The 18799-nt window shown below is 37.8% G+C and carries 12 protein-coding genes and 1 pseudogene; 12 read left to right on the top strand and 1 reads right to left on the bottom strand.

Translation table 11 applies throughout. From position 1 onward, the window contains the following. Positions 1-203: 203 nt before the first annotated feature. The 12 genes and pseudogenes from THEWI_RS12540 to argH all read left to right on the top strand — a co-directional run bounded on the left by THEWI_RS12540 (position 204) and on the right by argH (position 16687). Positions 204-1247 carry an IS30 family transposase gene (locus tag THEWI_RS12540; RefSeq protein WP_014063648.1) on the top strand — a complete coding sequence of 348 codons (1044 nt, stop codon included), beginning with the start codon at positions 204-206 and terminating at the stop codon, positions 1245-1247. A gap of 725 nt (positions 1248-1972) precedes the next feature. Beyond that, on the top strand, positions 1973-2227 hold the full coding sequence (locus THEWI_RS12535; RefSeq protein WP_014063647.1) for a (2Fe-2S) ferredoxin domain-containing protein: 255 nt from the start codon (positions 1973-1975) through the stop codon (positions 2225-2227). A 2-nt stretch (positions 2228-2229) separates the two neighbouring features. Beyond that, a pseudogene (locus THEWI_RS12530) lies at positions 2230-3941 on the top strand ([Fe-Fe] hydrogenase large subunit C-terminal domain-containing protein). Continuing rightward, on the top strand, positions 3938-5116 hold the full coding sequence (locus tag THEWI_RS12525) for a PP2C family protein-serine/threonine phosphatase (protein ID WP_014063293.1): 1179 nt from the start codon (positions 3938-3940) through the stop codon (positions 5114-5116). The pseudogene THEWI_RS12530 and the gene THEWI_RS12525 overlap by 4 nt, the downstream one beginning before the upstream one ends. Positions 5117-5500: 384 nt before the next feature. After that, positions 5501-6535 carry an N-acetyl-gamma-glutamyl-phosphate reductase gene (argC, locus tag THEWI_RS12520; protein ID WP_014063645.1) on the top strand — a complete coding sequence of 345 codons (1035 nt, stop codon included), beginning with the start codon at positions 5501-5503 and terminating at the stop codon, positions 6533-6535. A 44-nt stretch (positions 6536-6579) separates the two neighbouring features. Next, positions 6580-7800 (top strand): bifunctional glutamate N-acetyltransferase/amino-acid acetyltransferase ArgJ, encoded by a 1221-nt coding sequence (argJ, locus tag THEWI_RS12515; protein ID WP_014063644.1) that lies wholly within the window; start codon positions 6580-6582, stop codon positions 7798-7800. Then, positions 7797-8696: an acetylglutamate kinase gene (gene argB / locus THEWI_RS12510; RefSeq protein WP_014063643.1), complete on the top strand. Its 900-nt coding sequence runs from the start codon at positions 7797-7799 to the stop codon at positions 8694-8696. Before argJ ends, argB begins: the two co-directional genes overlap by 4 nt. After that, positions 8683-9867 carry an acetylornithine transaminase gene (locus THEWI_RS12505; protein ID WP_014063642.1) on the top strand — a complete coding sequence of 395 codons (1185 nt, stop codon included), beginning with the start codon at positions 8683-8685 and terminating at the stop codon, positions 9865-9867. The genes argB and THEWI_RS12505 overlap by 14 nt, the downstream gene beginning before the upstream one ends. 1 nt (position 9868) lies before the next feature. Next, positions 9869-10939: a glutamine-hydrolyzing carbamoyl-phosphate synthase small subunit gene (gene carA, locus THEWI_RS12500; RefSeq protein WP_041589262.1), complete on the top strand. Its 1071-nt coding sequence runs from the start codon at positions 9869-9871 to the stop codon at positions 10937-10939. After that, positions 10926-14144, top strand: a complete 3219-nt coding sequence (gene carB / locus THEWI_RS12495) for a carbamoyl-phosphate synthase (glutamine-hydrolyzing) large subunit (protein WP_014063640.1) — start codon at positions 10926-10928, stop codon at positions 14142-14144. The genes carA and carB overlap by 14 nt, the downstream gene beginning before the upstream one ends. Positions 14145-14157: 13 nt before the next feature. Beyond that, positions 14158-15390: an argininosuccinate synthase gene (locus THEWI_RS12490; protein ID WP_003869693.1), complete on the top strand. Its 1233-nt coding sequence runs from the start codon at positions 14158-14160 to the stop codon at positions 15388-15390. Continuing rightward, positions 15371-16687: an argininosuccinate lyase gene (gene argH / locus THEWI_RS12485; RefSeq protein ID WP_014063639.1), complete on the top strand. Its 1317-nt coding sequence runs from the start codon at positions 15371-15373 to the stop codon at positions 16685-16687. Before THEWI_RS12490 ends, argH begins: the two co-directional genes overlap by 20 nt. 77 nt (positions 16688-16764) lie before the next feature. Here argH and THEWI_RS12480 read toward each other — a convergent pair whose 3' ends face one another. Further along, complete coding sequence (locus THEWI_RS12480; RefSeq protein ID WP_014063638.1) at positions 16765-18528, bottom strand: M3 family oligoendopeptidase; 1764 nt, start codon at positions 18526-18528, stop codon at positions 16765-16767. Positions 18529-18799: the final 271 nt, after the last annotated feature.

The raw sequence follows: 18799 nt of genomic DNA, 5'->3' as shown, positions 1-18799 counted from the left end.
AATTTATTTTATAATTGTATACAGTATACAATTATAAAATAACACATTGTTAAAGCTTTGTCAACAATTTATTTGGACGTAGTATAAAATTTATAGATAGGTTAGTTGTATAATTAAATGCAACAGATAAAAAATAGAAACCATAGTGAAAATCATGTATGATATAGGTGTCAAATCAACATCATACAAGGAGGATTTTCACTATGGTTCATAATAATTGTACCACAAAAAAGCGTTCTTTTAAACACTTAAGTAGCTATGAACGAGGAGAAATCTATGCATTACTCAAGGAAGGAAGGAGTATTCGGTATATTGCTAAAAAACTTAATCGATCTCCAAGTACCATAAGCCGTGAAATTAAACGTGGAACTACTACACAACTTAGAAGTGATTTGTCTTCTTATACAAGCTATTTCCCTGAAACTGGTCAGGCTGTCTACGAAAAAAATCGTTCAAATTGTGGAGCTAAATTTAAAGCAGCTAAAGCAGAAGATTTTTTGAAATATGCTGAAAATAAAATATTACATGAAAAATGGTCGCCGGATGCAGTTGTAGGTTATTGTAAGAAGGACCCAAGCTGGAATAATAAAACCATTGTTTGTACTAAAACACTCTACAACTATATAGATAGAGGATTATTAAAAGTTAAAAACATTGATTTACCTTTAAAACTACGTTTAAAACCAAGGAAGAAGCAAAACCGTAAAAATAAACGTATTATGGGTAAAAGTATTGATTTTAGGCCTAAAGAAGTTGAAAGCCGTGAAGTTTTTGAACATTGGGAAATAGATACGTTAATTGGCAAGAAGTCTAATGACAAGGTCCTTTTGACATTAACAGAGCGTAAGACTCGCCATGAAATAATATTTCTTTTAGATGCAAAAGACAGCAAATCTGTTAAAGATGCACTATCAAAATTAAAAGATATATTTGGTGATAATTTAAACAAAGTATTTAAAACCATAACATCTGATAATGGTACAGAGTTTAGTGATTTAGAAAGTACTCTTTTAGAATATGGGGTAGAAGTATATTATACACATCCATATTCATCTTGGGAAAGAGCTACGAATGAACGACATAATGGTCTTATACGACGTTTTATCCCTAAAGGAAAAAGTATTAAAGATTTATCTATAGATACGATAAAGAGAGTAGAAAATTGGCTTAATAACCTTCCACGAAAATTGTTAAATTATAAAACACCTAAAGAATGCTTTTATGAGGAACTGGCAAAAATCTGTTAAGCCCATCTCTTATAAAGTATAGAGCTCGCTCGTGATTTGTCAAGGGGCAGGCTTCGCCTGACTTAAACCCTTGACAAATTACGACCTTCGCTCAATTTGTTAACTAAGATGGGCTTAAGGTTATATATGATTTGTCCCAAATCCTATATCTACATGATTTTCATTAAGTGTTGCATTTAATATTGCAATTTATAAAATTTATAGATAAATTTTTTTAAGTAAAAAGAACTAGAAAAAACTCCTGTGATAAGATAGAATTGGCAAAAAACAAAATCACAGAAAGGGGTTATCTATTGTAATAGATTTTATTAATGATATAGGGAAAATAATATTTAAAAGTTTCTAAAAAAGAAATAGATTTTAATATTGCAGGAACTTAATGGAATTATAATTGTACTTATTTACAAATCTTGATACGTACATGTGTATTATGTATAATTAACTAAGAGTGTTAATAATCTAACAGATATTTTTCCTTAACTTGTAAAAAATTTAACAAATTTGAAGAATAAGGCTTTAGAGGAAGTGCGAAACGAGTACAGGTAAACGAGTGCAGGTATCTATTTATACGAAAACAACCTTGAAGATAGAATAATCCTTGAAGCAACTTTTTATATTGAAAACTGTACTTTGATTCTGATAGCGGAGGTAAGAGGCAAGTTTATAGAAAAAGCAGACGCGAAAGATGGAGAGAGTGATTATCAGCTTTTATAAGGGGGTGCCTTATGGTTGAGATAACGGTTTGCGTGGGGAGTTCCTGTCATTTGAAAGGGGCTTACGAGGTGATCAAGGAGTTCGAAAGGCTGATTCCTTTTTACGGTCTGGAAAACAGCGTGGAACTAAAGGCGGGATTCTGCTTGGGAAGGTGTACTGAAGGGGTAACGGTAAAGGTTGGGGATAGATATTTTACTTCCGTGGCTCCGAAAGATGTGGCTGGGCTTCTTGAAGCCGTAAAGAACGGTAACTGGAAGGAGGATTAATTTTGGATGTAATCAGTGTATCCCCGGCAAACTGCAAAAACTGTTATCGGTGCGTCAGGCACTGTCCGGTCAAGGCCATAAAAATAGCTGGCGGCCAGGGCTGTGCGTGTACTGCGGAAGGTGTGTCATCGAGTGCCCCCAAAATGCCAAGAAGGCGAGAAACGACCTGAATACCATAAAGCAATTCATACAGGCTGGGGAAAAGGTCATAGCCTCCATCGCCCCCTCATACCCCGCCGCCTTCGACGTGGATTCCCCCCGCGAAATGTTTTCCATACTGAAGAGCCTCGGGTTTTATGGAGCCGAGGAAACAGCGGTGGGCGCCGAACTGGTATCCTTGGAATACCGCCGGTTGATCAAAGAGGGGCATAATGGCCCCCTCATAACCACGACCTGCCCGGTTGTGAAGAATCTGGCAGAGAAATACTACCCGGGACTTATAGGTAATCTAGCTCCGGTGGTATCCCCGATGGTGGCCCACGCAAGGTTGTTGAAGCAAAGATACGGGTGGGACGTTAAGGTCGTGTTTATAGGCCCTTGCATCGCTAAAAAGGCTGAAGCCCGGGATCGGAGCGTTTTGGGCGATGTAGATGCAGTACTGACCTTCCGGGAATTGATGGATTGGATAGATGAAAAAGCCTCTGTGGGCCCCGGGGCGGACTCCGGACAGCTAGAAGGCGCCTGGGAGCCCTTTATTGCCAGGAGCTATCCCTTGCCCGGTGGGCTTTTGAAGACTTCTTCAATCAACTATAACCTCTTGTCCCGCGAGGTCGTAGTCGTGGACGGTATAGAGGAGTGCATGGAGTTTTTAGACGCCCTGGAGAGGGGAAGCGTGAGCGGCCGGCTATTTGAGATGATGGCGTGCAGAGGCGGATGTATCGCCGGGCCTTTGATGCCGTCCGGCAGTTCCCTTTATGAAAGAAGGGAAAGGTTGCTTTCATTTATTGAAAATAATCAACAGCAGCAAGGGTATGAGAATATAAAGGCTTATGCGGCTGGTATTGACCTCAGGAGGTCTTTCGAGCCGAAGGCCTTTAAAGCACCTACGCCAACTGAATCAGAGATAAGAGAAATACTGGCTTTAATAGGTAAAACAACTCCCGAAAAAGAATTGAATTGTGGGGCGTGTGGATATCCTACCTGTCGTAAAAAAGCCGAAGCTGTTTACCAAGGAATGGCGGAGCCGGACATGTGCATCCCCTACATGAGGTCCAGGGCCGAATCCCTAGCCAACCTGATCATAGACCACACCCCGAACGGCATCATTCTGGTAGACAGTAATTTGAATATAAAGGAAATAAACAGAGCGGCAGAAAAAATGTTCAGTGTTGAAAAGGAACAGGTCCAGGGGAAGCCCCTTTCGACCGTCATCGACGACAGGGATTTTGCCTGGGTAATGGCCAATAAAACCAACCTGCAGGATAAAAAGGTGAACTATTCCCGGAATTCTTTAACCACCCTCCAGACTATATGCTATATCGGGGAAGAGGACCTGGTACTGGCGATTATTCAGGATATTACCGAACAAGAAAAGCAGAGGATGGAATTAGAAAAGGTCAGGGAGGAGACCCTGGAGAAGGCTCAGGAAGTAATAAACAGGCAGATGCGCGTCGCCCAAGAAATAGCGGGACTGCTGGGAGAGACGACGGCGGAGAGCAAGATGCTGCTCCTTAAGCTTATAGAACTGGTTAAAGGCAGGGAAGAAGAAAAATGAAGGTCTACGCCGAAGTATTCACCAAAAGCCTTACCAAAAAAGGAGAAGAGCTGTGCGGGGACAGCGTTGAGGTTGTGCAATCCGAAGACGGCATAATTGCCGTAATGGCCGATGGCCTGGGGAGCGGGGTAAAGGCCAGTATACTTTCCACCCTTACCGTAAGGATTGCTTCTACCATGATAAAAAACAGGGCTTCCATAGAAGAAGTGGTCAGGACCCTGATTAATACTCTCCCAGTGTGCCGGATCCGGCAGCTTGCTTACTCCACTTTTTCCATTCTCGAGATTAACGATGACGGAGAGGGAAGGCTTTTTGAATTTGATAATCCAGCTGTGATCTACATCCGGGACGGAAAGGTTCTTAAGCTACCTTACAGGGAACTGAGAGTGGAAGAGAGGAGGATTCTGGAGTACCAGTTCGAAGCCTTTCCGGGGGATAAAATATTCCTGGTAAGCGACGGAGTCATTCACGCAGGGGTGGGAGGTATCCTGAACCTGGGATGGCAGTGGCCCAATGTGGCCGAATACCTGCAGAGGCTTGACAGAAGGGGATATTTCGTGTCGGAGATGGTGGACCAGCTAATCAAAACGTGTAGCCACCTTTATTCCGGTAATCCGGGGGACGATACCACGGTCGTGGGAGTAGGTTTAAGAAAGTCGGAGCTGCTCACGGTACTAGTTGGGCCCCCTGAAGATAGGTCAAAGGATACAGAAGTCGTGAAAAAACTTATTGGCAGCGAAGGCAGAAAGGTGGTCTGCGGAGGTACTACTGCGAATATTGTTTCTAGGGAAACTGGAAGGAAAGTAGTCACAAATATGGACTATGCCGACCCGGCGATACCTCCCGTCGGTAGTATAGAGGGAATAGACCTCGTAACCGAAGGTTTGATAACTTTAAGCAGGTGTGTCGAGATACTGAGAAATTTTATAAACACGTATTCCTTTTCTCCCCACTTCTTGGACGATATAAGGAAAAAGAAGGACGGAGCTTCAATACTCGCAGACCTGCTCGTCAATCGTTCCACCCACATCCGCTTTCTGGTAGGGCGGGCGATCAATCCCGCCCACCGGAATGCATACCTGCCGGAAGGCGCAAGCGACAAGCTCAAGATAGTAGAGGAACTGGCCCAAATCCTGAAAAAATGCGGCAAGAGGGTGCATATAGAGCTTTATTAGCTGAAAAAGAGGCATTGGCCCTGCTCAAGTCGCTTTTTTATATTTCTGCTGTTTGTGAGACATTTAAAAAGAATTTCACACATTTTAATTATACCAAATAGAAGGGGGGCAGCCTCTATTCTTTTTATGGTGTTTTCTTCTTCAATGTTTTTGCAATTATTCTCTAAGTGGTAAATATGTCTATACCTATTCGAGAATTTTTTGTGAAAAACTCTTGAAAAAATTTTTTGTGGTGGTATAATGTAAAATAAAAGTTGTATAATTATAAATTAAATATTGTATTTATGCATGCAAATATTTTTTTAACACTTTATGCATAATTATAAATTAAAACGTATATATATTAATTAATGACCGAGGGTGTAAAAGAGGGAGGTACTTTAAATGGTGAGGGTAGGAATATTTGGTGCAACTGGTTATACGGGGGTTGAACTTATAAGAATACTTTCAAAGCACGAAAAGGTAGAGATAAAATATCTTTCTTCTCAAAGTTATAATACCAAAGAAATTTCGGATGTTTATTCATCCCTCATTGGCTTTTGCGACAAAGAGTTGGAAGAAGCCGACGTTGAAAAGGCAATATCGAATTGCGACGTTATATTTACAGCTTTGCCTTCAGGTCATGCTTCAAAAATAGCAAGAGAAGCTGTAAAAAGAGGAGTAAAGGTGATTGACTTAGGAGCTGACTTTAGATTTGACGATTACTTTGTCTATAAAGAATGGTATAGTGGAGATTACGAGGATTATGGAGATATCAAAAGAGTATATGGCCTCCCTGAAATTTATAGAGATGACATAAAAGAGGCCCAAGTTGTTGGAAATCCTGGATGTTATCCTACAAGCGTTATATTAGGGCTTATGCCTCTTCTTACAAATGGCATAATAGAGGGGAATGTAATTGTTGATTCAAAGTCAGGGGTATCAGGGGCAGGTCACAATCCCTCCCATAACAATATGTATGCAGAATGCAATGAAAACATAAAAGCGTATAATGTTGCAAAACACAGACATATCCCAGAGATGGAGCAAGAACTTTCAAAAGTTTTTGGTGAAAAAGTGTCTGTTGTGTTTACGCCCCACCTCACACCAATGACAAGAGGAATTTTAAGTACTATGTATTGTAAACTAAAAAAAGATATGGATGTAAACACTGTTTATAATGTTTACACCGATTTTTATAAAAATGAGTATTTTGTAAAAGTGCTACAACCCGGCAATTACCCCGCAACAAAAAGTGTTTATGGGTCGAATTTTTGTCACATAGGGTTTGAAGTTGATAAACATACTAATACTTTAATAGTTATGTCTGCGATTGATAATCTCGTTAAAGGGGCGTCAGGACAGGCAGTGCAAAATATGAATATTATGTTTGGAATGGATGAAAATACTGGACTTGATATAGTTCCGATATATCCGTAGATAAAAACACATACAAAAAATAAAGGGATTTGGAGGATTTGATAATGAAAGAGTTGGAGATTTTAGAAGGAAGTATTGAACTGCCGAAAGGCTTTTTGGCTTCCGGTATCTTTGCAGGAATTAAAAAAAGCAAAAAAGATGTCGCACTCATATATTCAGAAAAAGTGGCAAATGCAGCAGCTGTATTTACAACGAATAAGGTTAAAGCGGCGCCAGTCCTTCTTGATATGAAAAGAATAGAAAAAGGTATAGCACAGGCGATCATTATAAACAGTGGCAATGCCAATGCCTGCACAGGAGAAAAAGGTTTTGAGGATGCTGTTAACATGGCAAAAAAAGTGTCACAACTTCTTAAAATAGATGAAGAAAATGTGCTGGTATGTTCTACAGGGGTTATTGGTGCACCTCTTCCTATGGAAAAAGTTTTAAAAGGGATTGAGGCTGCGGCAGAAAATCTTTCAACAGAGGGTGGGTACCAGGCGGCTGAAGCTATAATGACAACAGATACTTTTTTAAAAGGTGTGACAGCCAAGTTTGTAATAGAAGGTAAAATTGTTACAATGACAGGGTTTGCAAAAGGGTCAGGTATGATACATCCAAATATGGCGACAATGCTTTCTTTTATACTTACAGATGCGAGTATAACTAAAGTTGCATTAAACAAAGCTTTTAAAGAAACTGTAGACAAAACTTATAACATGATTTCTGTTGATGGAGATATGAGCACAAATGATACAGCGATAATACTTGCAAATGGGGAAGCGCAAAACAAAATAATAGAAGAAGGGACTCATGAATTTGATGTGTTTTATAAAGCCTTAGAGTATGTGAATAAAACTCTTGCAAAACTTATTGTGAAGGATGGGGAAGGAGCAACTAAGTTCATGGAAGTAAATGTAATAAATGCAAAAACTGAAAAAGATGCAAGATTAGCTGCAAAGTCTATCGTAAACTCAAATCTTGTAAAGACAGCTATATTCGGTGAAGACGCCAACTGGGGAAGGATTCTCGCGGCAGTGGGATATTCAGGAGCAGATTTTGACGCAAGTAGAGTTGACATATATTTAAAAAGCATGAAAGGAGAAATTAAAGTTTGTGAAAACGGAGGTTACATCTTTTTTGATGAGGCTTTAGCCAAAGAAATTTTAAAAGAAAAAGAGATTACTGTAACCGTAGATATGAAGGCCGGGGAATATAGTGCGACTTCTTGGGGGTGCGACTTAAGCTATGACTATGTAAAAATTAACGGGAGTTATAGAACATGATTAGAAAGCAAAAATATGGTGACGAAATCGCAAAAGCCCATGTTTTAATAGAAGCACTCCCTTATATTAAAAAGTTCTCCGGCAAGACAGTTGTAATAAAATACGGTGGAAGTGCAATGTTAGACTGCAATTTAAAAAGAATGGTAATGCAGGACATTGTATTGATGAAATTTGTAGGGTTAAACCCTGTGGTCGTCCATGGCGGTGGACCAGAAATAAATAAAATGCTGGAGAGGTTAGATATAGAATCAAAGTTTGTAAATGGCTTGAGGGTTACCGACGAGGCCACGATGGAGATTGTTGAAATGGTGCTGACAGGTCGTATCAACAAAGAAATTGTATCCTTGATCAATGAACTAGGGGGCCAGGCGATTGGCGTAAGCGGGAAAGATGGGAGACTTTTAAAGGCGGAAAAAGATACCTCAAACGGCGACATAGGATACGTAGGAAAAATTGTAGATGTAAACATAGATGTAATAACGATGATGCTGGAAAAAGGCTATATACCTGTTATTGCACCGACATCTTTCGGAGATGACGGCGAAACATACAATGTAAATGCGGATACTGCAGCAGGGAAAATCGCAGAAGCATTAAAGGCTGAAAAACTAATTTTACTTACAGATGTCGAAGGAATTCTATCAAATATAAATGATAAAAGTAGCCTAATATCCCGAATGGACTTAGAGCACGCAAAAGAATTTATGAATTCGGGACGCATAAACGGTGGAATGATACCAAAACTTGAATGTTGCATAAAAGCTGTTGAAAATGGCGTGAAAAGAGCTCACATCATTGACGGAAGGCTTACACATTCACTGCTTCTTGAAATTTTTACTGATGAAGGGATAGGTACTATGATAGGAAAGGAATGTTTTGACGATGATAATCTCTGAGAATAAGAAATATGTAATGAATACTTACAGCAGATACCCTATTACCTTGATAGAGGGAAAAGGGACAAAAGTGTGGGATGACAAAGGAAATGTCTATCTCGATTTTGTCGCAGGTATTGCAGTAAATTCACTGGGGCATTGTCATCCGGCATTAGTTGATGCTATAAAGAACCAATCTGAAAAACTTATACACTGTTCTAATCTTTATTGGAATGAGAATCAGATAGAACTTGCAAAGATAATTGCGGAAAACTCCTTTGGAGATAGAGTATTTTTTGCAAACAGCGGTGCAGAAGCAAATGAAGGCGCCATAAAACTTGCCAGAAAATATGCCTCATTAAAATACGGTGATAAAAGGTATAAAGTTATATCTGCCAAAAATTCTTTTCATGGAAGAACTTTTGGAGCATTGACTGCAACAGGTCAAGAGAAGTATCACAAAGGTTTTGGTCCACTTCTTTCTGGTTTTAAATATGTACCCTTTAATGATATTGATGCTCTTTATGAAGCAATTGATGATGAAGTATGTGCAATTATGCTGGAAGTAGTGCAAGGTGAAGGCGGTATCCATGAAGCTACACCAGAATATATAAAGGTGGCAAGAGAAATATGCGATGAAAATGATATTCTCTTTATAATAGACGAAGTTCAGACAGGTATAGGAAGAACTGGAAAACTTTTTGGATATGAGCATTACGGTGTAACTCCTGACATTATGACATTGGCAAAGGGATTGGGAGGAGGATTCCCAATAGGAGCAATTGTTGCAAAAGAGGATAAATCAGTTTTTTCACCAGGAGACCACGCTTCAACCTTTGGAGGAAATCCCCTAGCTTGTGCTGCAGGAATTGCGGTTATGAATGAGATAACAAAGGAAGGCTTTTTAGATAGTGTGGCTCAAAAAGGCGAGTATTTTAGGAGAAAACTTAAAAATTTAAAGGAGAAATACAGTGTCATAAAAGAGGTGAGAGGAAAGGGCCTTATGATAGGCTGTCAAATGGATATGGAAGAGGCTTCGGATATTGTGACAAAGGCAATGGAAAAAGGCTTACTTATAAATTGTATCAGCCACAATGTTTTAAGATTTGTTCCTCCTCTTACTGTGACAGAAGAGGAAATAGATACGGCGATAATAATACTGGAAGATGTTTTACACGAAATGGGGTTTTAGTATGAAAGGTTATTTGAAACTTGAGGATGGAAACATATTTGAAGGTGAGTTAATAAGCAAAAACAAAAAAGGATATGGAGAAGTTGTTTTTACTACAGGGATGACAGGCTATCAAGAAGCCATAACAGATCCTTCCTATGCAGGCCAAATAGTTGTCATGACATACCCTTTAATAGGAAATTACGGTATTAACAAATACGACTTTCAATCAGAAAAGCCTCATATAAGAGGATTTGTGGTACGAGAATATTGCGATAAGCCTAGTAATTTTCAAAGTGAAGAGTCGCTTTTAAGCTATCTTGATAAGCACAACATACCAGTATTATCGGGAATTGATACAAGGGCTTTGACAAAAAAGCTTAGAGAAAATGGAACTATGAGAGGAATTATAACTTGTAACCCTGACGACGACATAGAATTTGACCAAACAAATCTTTTAGAAGAAGTTTCTACAAAAAGGTCATATCGTATAGCGGGTATTGGCCCAAAACTTGCTTTTATTGACCTTGGCACAAAGAAAAGTATTTTAAAGATGCTAAATTCTGTTGGGTTTGATATTTATGTGTTTCCTTATAATACAAGTTATGATGATGTTATGCAAATAAATCCCGATGCAATATTTCTTTCAAATGGACCAGGAGACCCTAAAGATGCAGTTTATGCAATAGAACTTACTAAACATTTTATAGGTATAAAACCTGTGCTTGGAATATGCTTAGGGCATCAAATAATAGCCCTTGCTCTTGGATGTAATACAGTAAAGATGAAATTTGGCCACAGAGGTGCAAATCAACCTGTTAAGGATTTACTAACAAATAAAGACTATATAACTTCTCAAAACCACGGATACGCTGTTGAAGAGGAGTCAATAGATAAAGACAAGATAACTGTAACCCATATAAACTTAAACGATGGAACAGTAGAAGGCATTATGCATAGGTTTCTGCCAGTTTTTTCTGTACAGTATCATCCTGAGGCATGTCCTGGGCCCCGTGATTCAACAGATATTTTTGATAAATTCATGGATATAGTCATGGTTTACAAAAGGAGGTCTTATTTTGCCGAAGTATAAGGATATTAGTAAGGTTCTGGTAATAGGCTCAGGCCCTATTATAATAGGGCAAGCAGCGGAGTTTGATTATTCAGGAACCCAAGCCTGTAAATCCTTAAAAGAAGAAGGGGTACAAGTCGTTCTGGTAAACAACAATCCAGCTACCATAATGACTGATACTGATATAGCAGATATTGTTTATATTGAAAATCCTACTGTTTCTGTAGTTGAAAAAATAATAGCTAAAGAAAAACCCGATGGAATTCTTGCTACCTTAGGAGGACAGACAGGGCTTAATCTTGCTGTCAGACTTAAAGAAGAAGGAATTTTAGATAAATATAATGTAAAACTTTTAGGAACTTCTTTTGAGTCAATAAAAACTGCAGAAGATAGAGAACTTTTTAAAAGAAAAATGCAGGAAATAGGAGAGCCAGTTGCTGAAAGTATCACAGTCACAAATGTAGAGGATGCACTTAAATTTGCTAAAAATTACGGTTATCCTTTGATAATAAGGCCTGCATATACACTCGGAGGTACAGGCGGTGGTATAGCCCACAATGACGAAGAACTTATATCGATTGTGGATTTAGGTCTTAAAAAAAGCATGGTTGGAGAAGTGCTTGTTGAAAAATCTCTGTACGGATGGAAAGAAATAGAGTTTGAGGTAATGAGAGATGCCGCTGATAATTGTATTACGATTTGCAGCATGGAAAATTTTGATCCAGTAGGAGTTCATACAGGAGATAGTATAGTTGTAGCGCCAGTGCAGACTTTGTCAGATTACGAATATCAAATGTTAAGAAGTGCAGGCATTAAAATAATCAAGGCTTTAAAAATTGAGGGAGGATGTAATATCCAATTTGCTTTAGATCCCCAAAGCCACAAATACTATGTTATAGAAGTAAACCCAAGGGTTAGTCGTTCAAGCGCACTGGCATCAAAAGCGACAGGTTATCCTATTGCAAAGGTTGCTGCAAAAATTGCAATAGGGCTTAGACTTGATGAAATAAAAAATCCTGTAACAGGTAAAACAACTGCATTTTTTGAACCTGCACTGGATTATGTTGTGACAAAAATACCGAGATGGCCTTTTGACAAATTTTATACTACTGATAGAAAAATAGGTACACAGATGAAGGCGACAGGAGAAGTAATGGCAATAGAAAGGTCTTTTGAAGCCTCCCTCTTGAAGGCCGTAAGGTCATTAGAGATAAAAGCTTACGGCCTTCGATTAAACAATATAAAAGGCATGAAAACAGAAGAAATACTAAAAGGCATATCAGTTCCTAATGACATGAGGCTATTTTATATAGCAGAAGCTCTTCGCCGCGATATAGACATTGATTATATTAATGACGTTACAAAAATAGACAAATGGTTTTTAAATAAGCTTTTAAATATTATAAATATGGAAAGGGAAATAGAGAAAAATGAGTTAAGGGAAGAGATTCTTAAAAAAGCAAAGAGAATGGGATTTTCAGACAGAGAAATTGCAACAATAAAGGGAATTAAAGAAGAAGATGTGAGAGCATTAAGAAAAGAATATAGCATATATCCTTCCTATAAAATGGTAGATACCTGTGCAGCGGAATTTGAATCAGTTACACAATATATATATTCAACTTATGGCGAAGAAGACGAAGTTGAGACCCATGACATACCAAAAGTAATTGTAATAGGCTCTGGTCCTATAAGAATTGGTCAGGGAATTGAGTTTGATTACTGTTCTGTTAAAGCCTTGTGGGCTTTAAGAGATGCTGGAATTAAATCTATCATAATAAACAACAATCCTGAAACTGTCAGCACAGACTTTGACACGGGAGACAGGTTGTACTTTGAGCCTATTACATTGGAGGATGTTTTAAACATATATGAAAAAGAAAAACCACTTGGTGTAATGGTAATGTTTGGCGGCCAGACAGCGATAAATCTTACAGAAGAGTTAGTCAAAAACGGAGTGAAAATATTAGGCACATCGCATGAAAGCATTGACATAAGTGAAGACAGGGAAAAATTCTCAAAACTTTTAAAAGAGCTAAACATCAATCAACCTAAAGGCGAATATGCATTAACAGTAGGAGATGCAAAAGATATAGCCTTAAAACTTGGTTTTCCACTTCTTGTAAGGCCATCCTATGTTATAGGCGGTCAGTCCATGGAAAAAGTTAACACACTTCAAGAGATAATCGACTATGTTTCAAATGCAACCCAAGTATCTCCAGGCAAACCTGTTTTAATAGATAAATATATAGATGGAAGAGAAGTAGAAGTTGATGCAGTTTCAGATGGTGAGTGTGTATTAATACCCGGAATAATGGAGCACATAGAAAGAGCTGGAGTGCATTCAGGAGATAGTTTCTCAATATATCCTGCAAGAAATTTGTCTGAACGGGAGATAAACACTATTATCGAATACACAGAGAAGATTTCAAAAGCTTTAAATGTAAAAGGACTTATAAATATTCAATTTGCTGTAAAAGAAGGCACTGTATACGTGTTAGAAGTAAATCCCAGAGCTTCACGTACTGTACCTATTATGAGCAAAGCAACGGGTATACCTATGGTAAAACTCGCAGTAGAAGTGGCCTTAGGCAAAAGGCTAAAAGAGTTAGGTTATAAAGGCGGTTTATGGCCGCAGACCCCATATACGGTTGTAAAAGCTCCCGTATTTTCTATGGAAAAATTGACAGATGTTGAAGTTTCACTAAGTCCTGAAATGAAATCAACTGGAGAAATAATGGGTATAGATTTAAGCTATGAAGGAGCACTTTACAAAGCTTTAGAAGGAGCAGGCCTTAAAATATCTAAAAAAGGTAAGATTCTTCTTTCAATAGCGGAAAGAGATTTTCAAGAAGCAGTATCTTTAGTAGAAAAATTGCAGGGCTTAGGTTATGAAATATATGCCACATACAGGACAGGTAAGTATTTGAGTTTGATGGGTATTCATGTAAATATTATGTCTCTTGACAATGCAATAAAATTGCTGAAGGATGGATATTTTGACGCTGTAGTAAATACACCGACAAAAGGCAAAAAACCTGATAATACGGGATTTAAGTTAAGAAGAACATCAGTAGAATATAGAATTCCTCTTTTTACATCTATAGATACTATAAAAGCGGCATTAAATGCTGTGTCAAAGGTAAATATAAACGGCTTGTCCATTTTATCTGTAAATGAATATCAAGAAATACAAAAGGACAATGTCAAAAATTTGGTTTTGTAAGGAGTGTTTAAAAATGTTAAAAGGCGAAAAAGTGGTGCTTGCTTATTCAGGAGGACTTGACACATCAGTAATTATACCATGGCTTAAAGAAAACTATGAATGTGAGATAATAGCGGCTTGCATTGATGTAGGACAGGGAGAAGAACTTAAACATATAAAAGACAAGGCTTTAGCGAGTGGTGCCAGTAAAGTATATATTGAAGACGTAAAAGAAGAATTTGTCAAAGATTATATATTTCCTACTTTAAAGGCTGGTGCTGTTTACGAAGGGAAATACCTTTTAGGCACTTCAATGGCGAGACCTTTAATTGCCAAAAAACTTGTGGAGATTGCCCACAAAGAGGGTGCAAAGGCAATAGCTCATGGTGCGACAGGCAAAGGCAATGACCAGGTGAGGTTTGAGGTATCAATACATGCTCTTGACCCTTCAATAAAAATCATAGCCCCGTGGAGGATATGGGATTTAAAATCAAGGGAAGATGAAATAGACTATGCGAAAAAGAAAGGGATTCCAATCCCTGTTACTAAAGAAAAAATATACAGTGTCGATAATAACTTGTGGCATATAAGCCATGAAGGTGGCGACCTTGAAGACCCCTGGAATGAGCCTAAAAGCGACCTTTACGATATAATCACCCCACCTGACAAAGCCCCAGATAAGCCGGAATATGTAGTTATAGAATTTGAAAAGGGCATACCTGTGAAAGTAAACGGCAAAGCTTTAGAACCTGTCAAATTAATAGAAGAATTAAACGTAATTGCAGGAAGAAACGGTGTGGGGATAGCCGACATTGTTGAAAATAGGCTTGTAGGGATGAAATCTCGCGGTGTTTATGAAACTCCTGCAGGGACACTGCTTCACGCTGCTCACAAAGAACTTGAATATCTTGTGCTTGATAAGGAAACAATGAGGTTTAAGGATTTGGTTTCACAAAAATATGCAGACCTTGTTTACAACGGTTTGTGGTTTTCACCACTTAAAGCTGCGCTAGACGCTTTTGTGGAGGAAACGCAAAAAAATGTAACGGGTGTTGTAAGACTAAAGCTTTATAAAGGAAATGTCATAAATGCAGGAGCAAAATCTCCTTATTCTCTTTACAATGAAGAATTTGTAACTTTTGGTAAAGATGAGGTTTATAATCAAAAAGATGCAGAAGGATTCATAAATCTCTTTGGACTTTCTTTAAAAATTAAGGCGTTGATGGAAATGGAGAGGAAGGATATGGATGAAGCTGTGGGGAGGTAGGTTTAAAAGCGAGACGGACAAACTAATGGAGGAGTTTAATTCCTCCATTTCTTTTGATATTAGGCTTCTAAAGCACGACATATTAGGTTCAATCGCCCATTCCAAAGGGCTTTATAAAGCTGGAGTGCTGACAGAAGATGAGCTCAATTTAATAGAAAAAGGGTTAAAGGAAATTCTTGATGAAACCAATGTAGGAGAGATACCAAATGATGAAGATGTTCATTCTTATGTTGAAAGGCTTTTAACTGAGAAAATAGGCGATACAGGGCGTAAACTTCACACAGGAAGAAGTCGAAACGACCAGGTTGCGACAGATGAAAGGCTTTATTTGAGAGAAGAGATAGACAAAATAAAAGAGGATTTAATAAAACTTATAGATACATTAAAAGAAATGGCTGAAACTTATAAAAAGGCGATTATGCCGGGATATACGCATCTGCAAAGGGCACAGCCTGTGACTTTTGGCCATTATCTTCTTGCCTATGTTGAAATGTTTAAAAGAGATTTATCAAGGCTTGAGGATATGGTGAAAAGAGTCAATGTAATGCCTTTAGGCTCTGGTGCACTTGCGGGTACCACCTTTGATATTGATAGAAAATACGTGGCATCTCTTTTAGGATTCGATGATATAACTTTAAACAGCATGGATGGTGTAAGCGATAGAGACTTTGTAATAGAATTTTTAAGCTTTGCCTCTATAACAATGATGCATTTAAGTAGGTTCTCAGAGGAATTAATTTTGTGGTCCACCAAAGAATTTGATTTTATTGAGATGGACGACAGATTTTCAACAGGAAGCAGTATGATGCCGCAAAAGAAAAACCCCGATGCAGCAGAATTAATAAGGGGCAAAACCGGCAGGGTTTACGGCGATTTGATTACAATACTTACTGTGATGAAAGGACTTCCTCTTGCATATAACAAAGACATGCAGGAGGATAAAGAGGCTTTGTTTGATGGAATAGACACTTTAAAAATGTCTTTAAGAGTTTTTACAGAAATGATAAAGACAATTAAAGTAAAGACTGAGAAGATGGAAAAAGCTGCAAAATATGGTTACATGAATGCTACAGATTTTGCAGACTATCTTGTACAAAAAGGTATTCCTTTTAGGACCGCCCATGAAATTGCAGGCAAAGTTGTCTTATATGCGATAGAACGAAACTTACCAATTGAAGAGTTATCACTTGAAGAACTTAAAAAATTCAGCGATGTAATAGAAAAAGATGTATATGGGGCGATAGATCTTAAAAATATATTGAAGAAAAGAAAAACTATAGGTGCACCAAAGATATAAAAACTTAGCCCTCCCAAACAAAGGGGACAGTTCAGAACCCAAACAAAAGAAACCATCCCTTTTGTTTGGGTTTGGGGTCATATCAGTGAAATAAATTGTTCTATTTCTTCTTTTATGACATCGAGAGATTTTCTCCAGAAGTCGACAGAATGTATGTCAAATCCCACGATTTTTCCTAATTCGTAAAGATTTTTCTTACCTGTTTGGGATAAAAGTTCTTTGTACTCCTCTACGAATTTTTCTCCTTCTTGATTGTACTTGCAAATTAGGCCTTTTACAAATAGTTCACCAAAAGCGTAAGGGAAATTGTAATAGTTTAAGTCAGCATCGTAATAGTGGGGTTTATTTATCCACATGTAAGGGTGTATATAATTTTGGTCAAGTCCATCTCCATAAGTTTTTTTCTGAGCATCTATCATCATTTGTTTTAGTTCTTCCACAGATAAGGAATGGTCTTTTCGCCTTTTTAGGAGTTCATCTTCAAATAAAAATCTTGAGTAAATATCGACTATGGTTTGAGTGGAGCGCTGGAGAGAATTTTCTATAATTGACAGTTTTTCTTCTTTAGTTGCCGTTTTTAATGCGGAGTTTACTATTATGTGCTCATTAAAGATAGAGGCAGTTTCAGCTATGGGCATAGGGTACCTTGAGTTGATTAATGTTTCATCTGCCAGTAGATGGCCGTGGTATCCATGTCCTAATTCGTGGGCTAATGTCAAAACATTAGAAAAACTTCCATCAAAGTTTGCGAGAATTCTGCTTTCTTTTATTGGATGCAGGTTAAAGCAAAAGGCTCCTCCTCTCTTGCCTTCTCTAGGTTCTGCATCAATCCAATTATTTCTAAAAGCGTTATCTGCAAATTCTGCCAGGTCTTCACTGAAAGACTTGAAGTTTTCTACAATGAATTCTCTAGCCTCTTCAAAGGTAAGTTTTTTGTCCAGTTTTCCTACAGGGGCAAAGAGATCATAGAAAGGAAGTCCTTCTTTGTGACCTAAAAGCTTTGCTTTTTCTTTTAAATACTTTCTAAATACTGGTAAATATTCTTCTATGGCTTTTAACATTGCATCAAGGGTTTCAAAATCCATACGAGAGCGCTGTAACGTCATTTCGAGGGGAGAAGAGTATTTTCTCAATTCTGTTACAGTGAGGACTTCACCTTTTATTCCGTTTAGACAGGCGGCTGAGGCTTCTTCTATCTTTTTGTAGGAATTTAACTCTGCAAAGTAGGCAGTCTTCCTTATGTAAGGGTCCTTGTCATAAGCCATGTTTCTGACAACTGAAAGAGGCAGTTTTTTTTCTTCTCCATTTATGTTTATATCTACAAGTAGTGTGGAGGTTAAAAACTCATGTAACTTTGCCCATGCTTCTGAACCCGTGTTTTTCATTTTTGCCAGTATTATTTCTTCTTTTTCTGATAGGAGGTGTTCGGCTTCCTTTATTGTTTCTTTTACGTAAAACTCATGAGATTTAAGGTATGAAGAGGATTCTATTATTTCATCTACGTTTTTGAGGTTTAAAAGCCACCTTTTGAATTTTGTTTCAGGCTCTGCCAGCATTGTTGTAACATTTTCAAGGGTTTCAACTGCTTTGAGGGCTTTTTCATTTTTAACATCTACACTTAAAGAGAGCAAAGAAAAGCCCCTCACTTTTACTAAAAGGTCTCCCAGTTCATTTTTAAACTTTATGTAGTACTCAAGCTTTTCTTTTGCATTTTCACCTGTTTGGAGGTTTTCCTCGCACCACTTTTTTATGTGTTCAATTGATGAAAGTATCTTTTCGTTGTCTTTTTTAAATTCTTCGCTGTCAAAGGAGGTATAAAGCTTTTCTAATGACCATCTCATTTTACTTTTCCCCCATTTTTATATAATTTTTATCAATTTGATTGTAAACCAATTCAAAAAAGAAGTCAAATTGTAAGATTAACAAACTGGTCAATATTGCTTTTTTAAGGATTTTTGAGCGTTTTATTATGTTCCTCTTTTTAAAGAATATGCTATTTTATTTTTAATAGCTGCTGTATCACGCTCTGAGGTAAATTTTCACAATAAAATATTGACAAAAACGTTATTACTGTATATAATGTTCATATACAGTAATAACATAAAGGGGAAG

The organism is Thermoanaerobacter wiegelii Rt8.B1 (assembly GCF_000147695.2).
Lineage (GTDB): Bacteria > Bacillota > Thermoanaerobacteria > Thermoanaerobacterales > Thermoanaerobacteraceae > Thermoanaerobacter > Thermoanaerobacter ethanolicus.
This window is presented reverse-complemented; position numbering and strand designations above follow the sequence as displayed.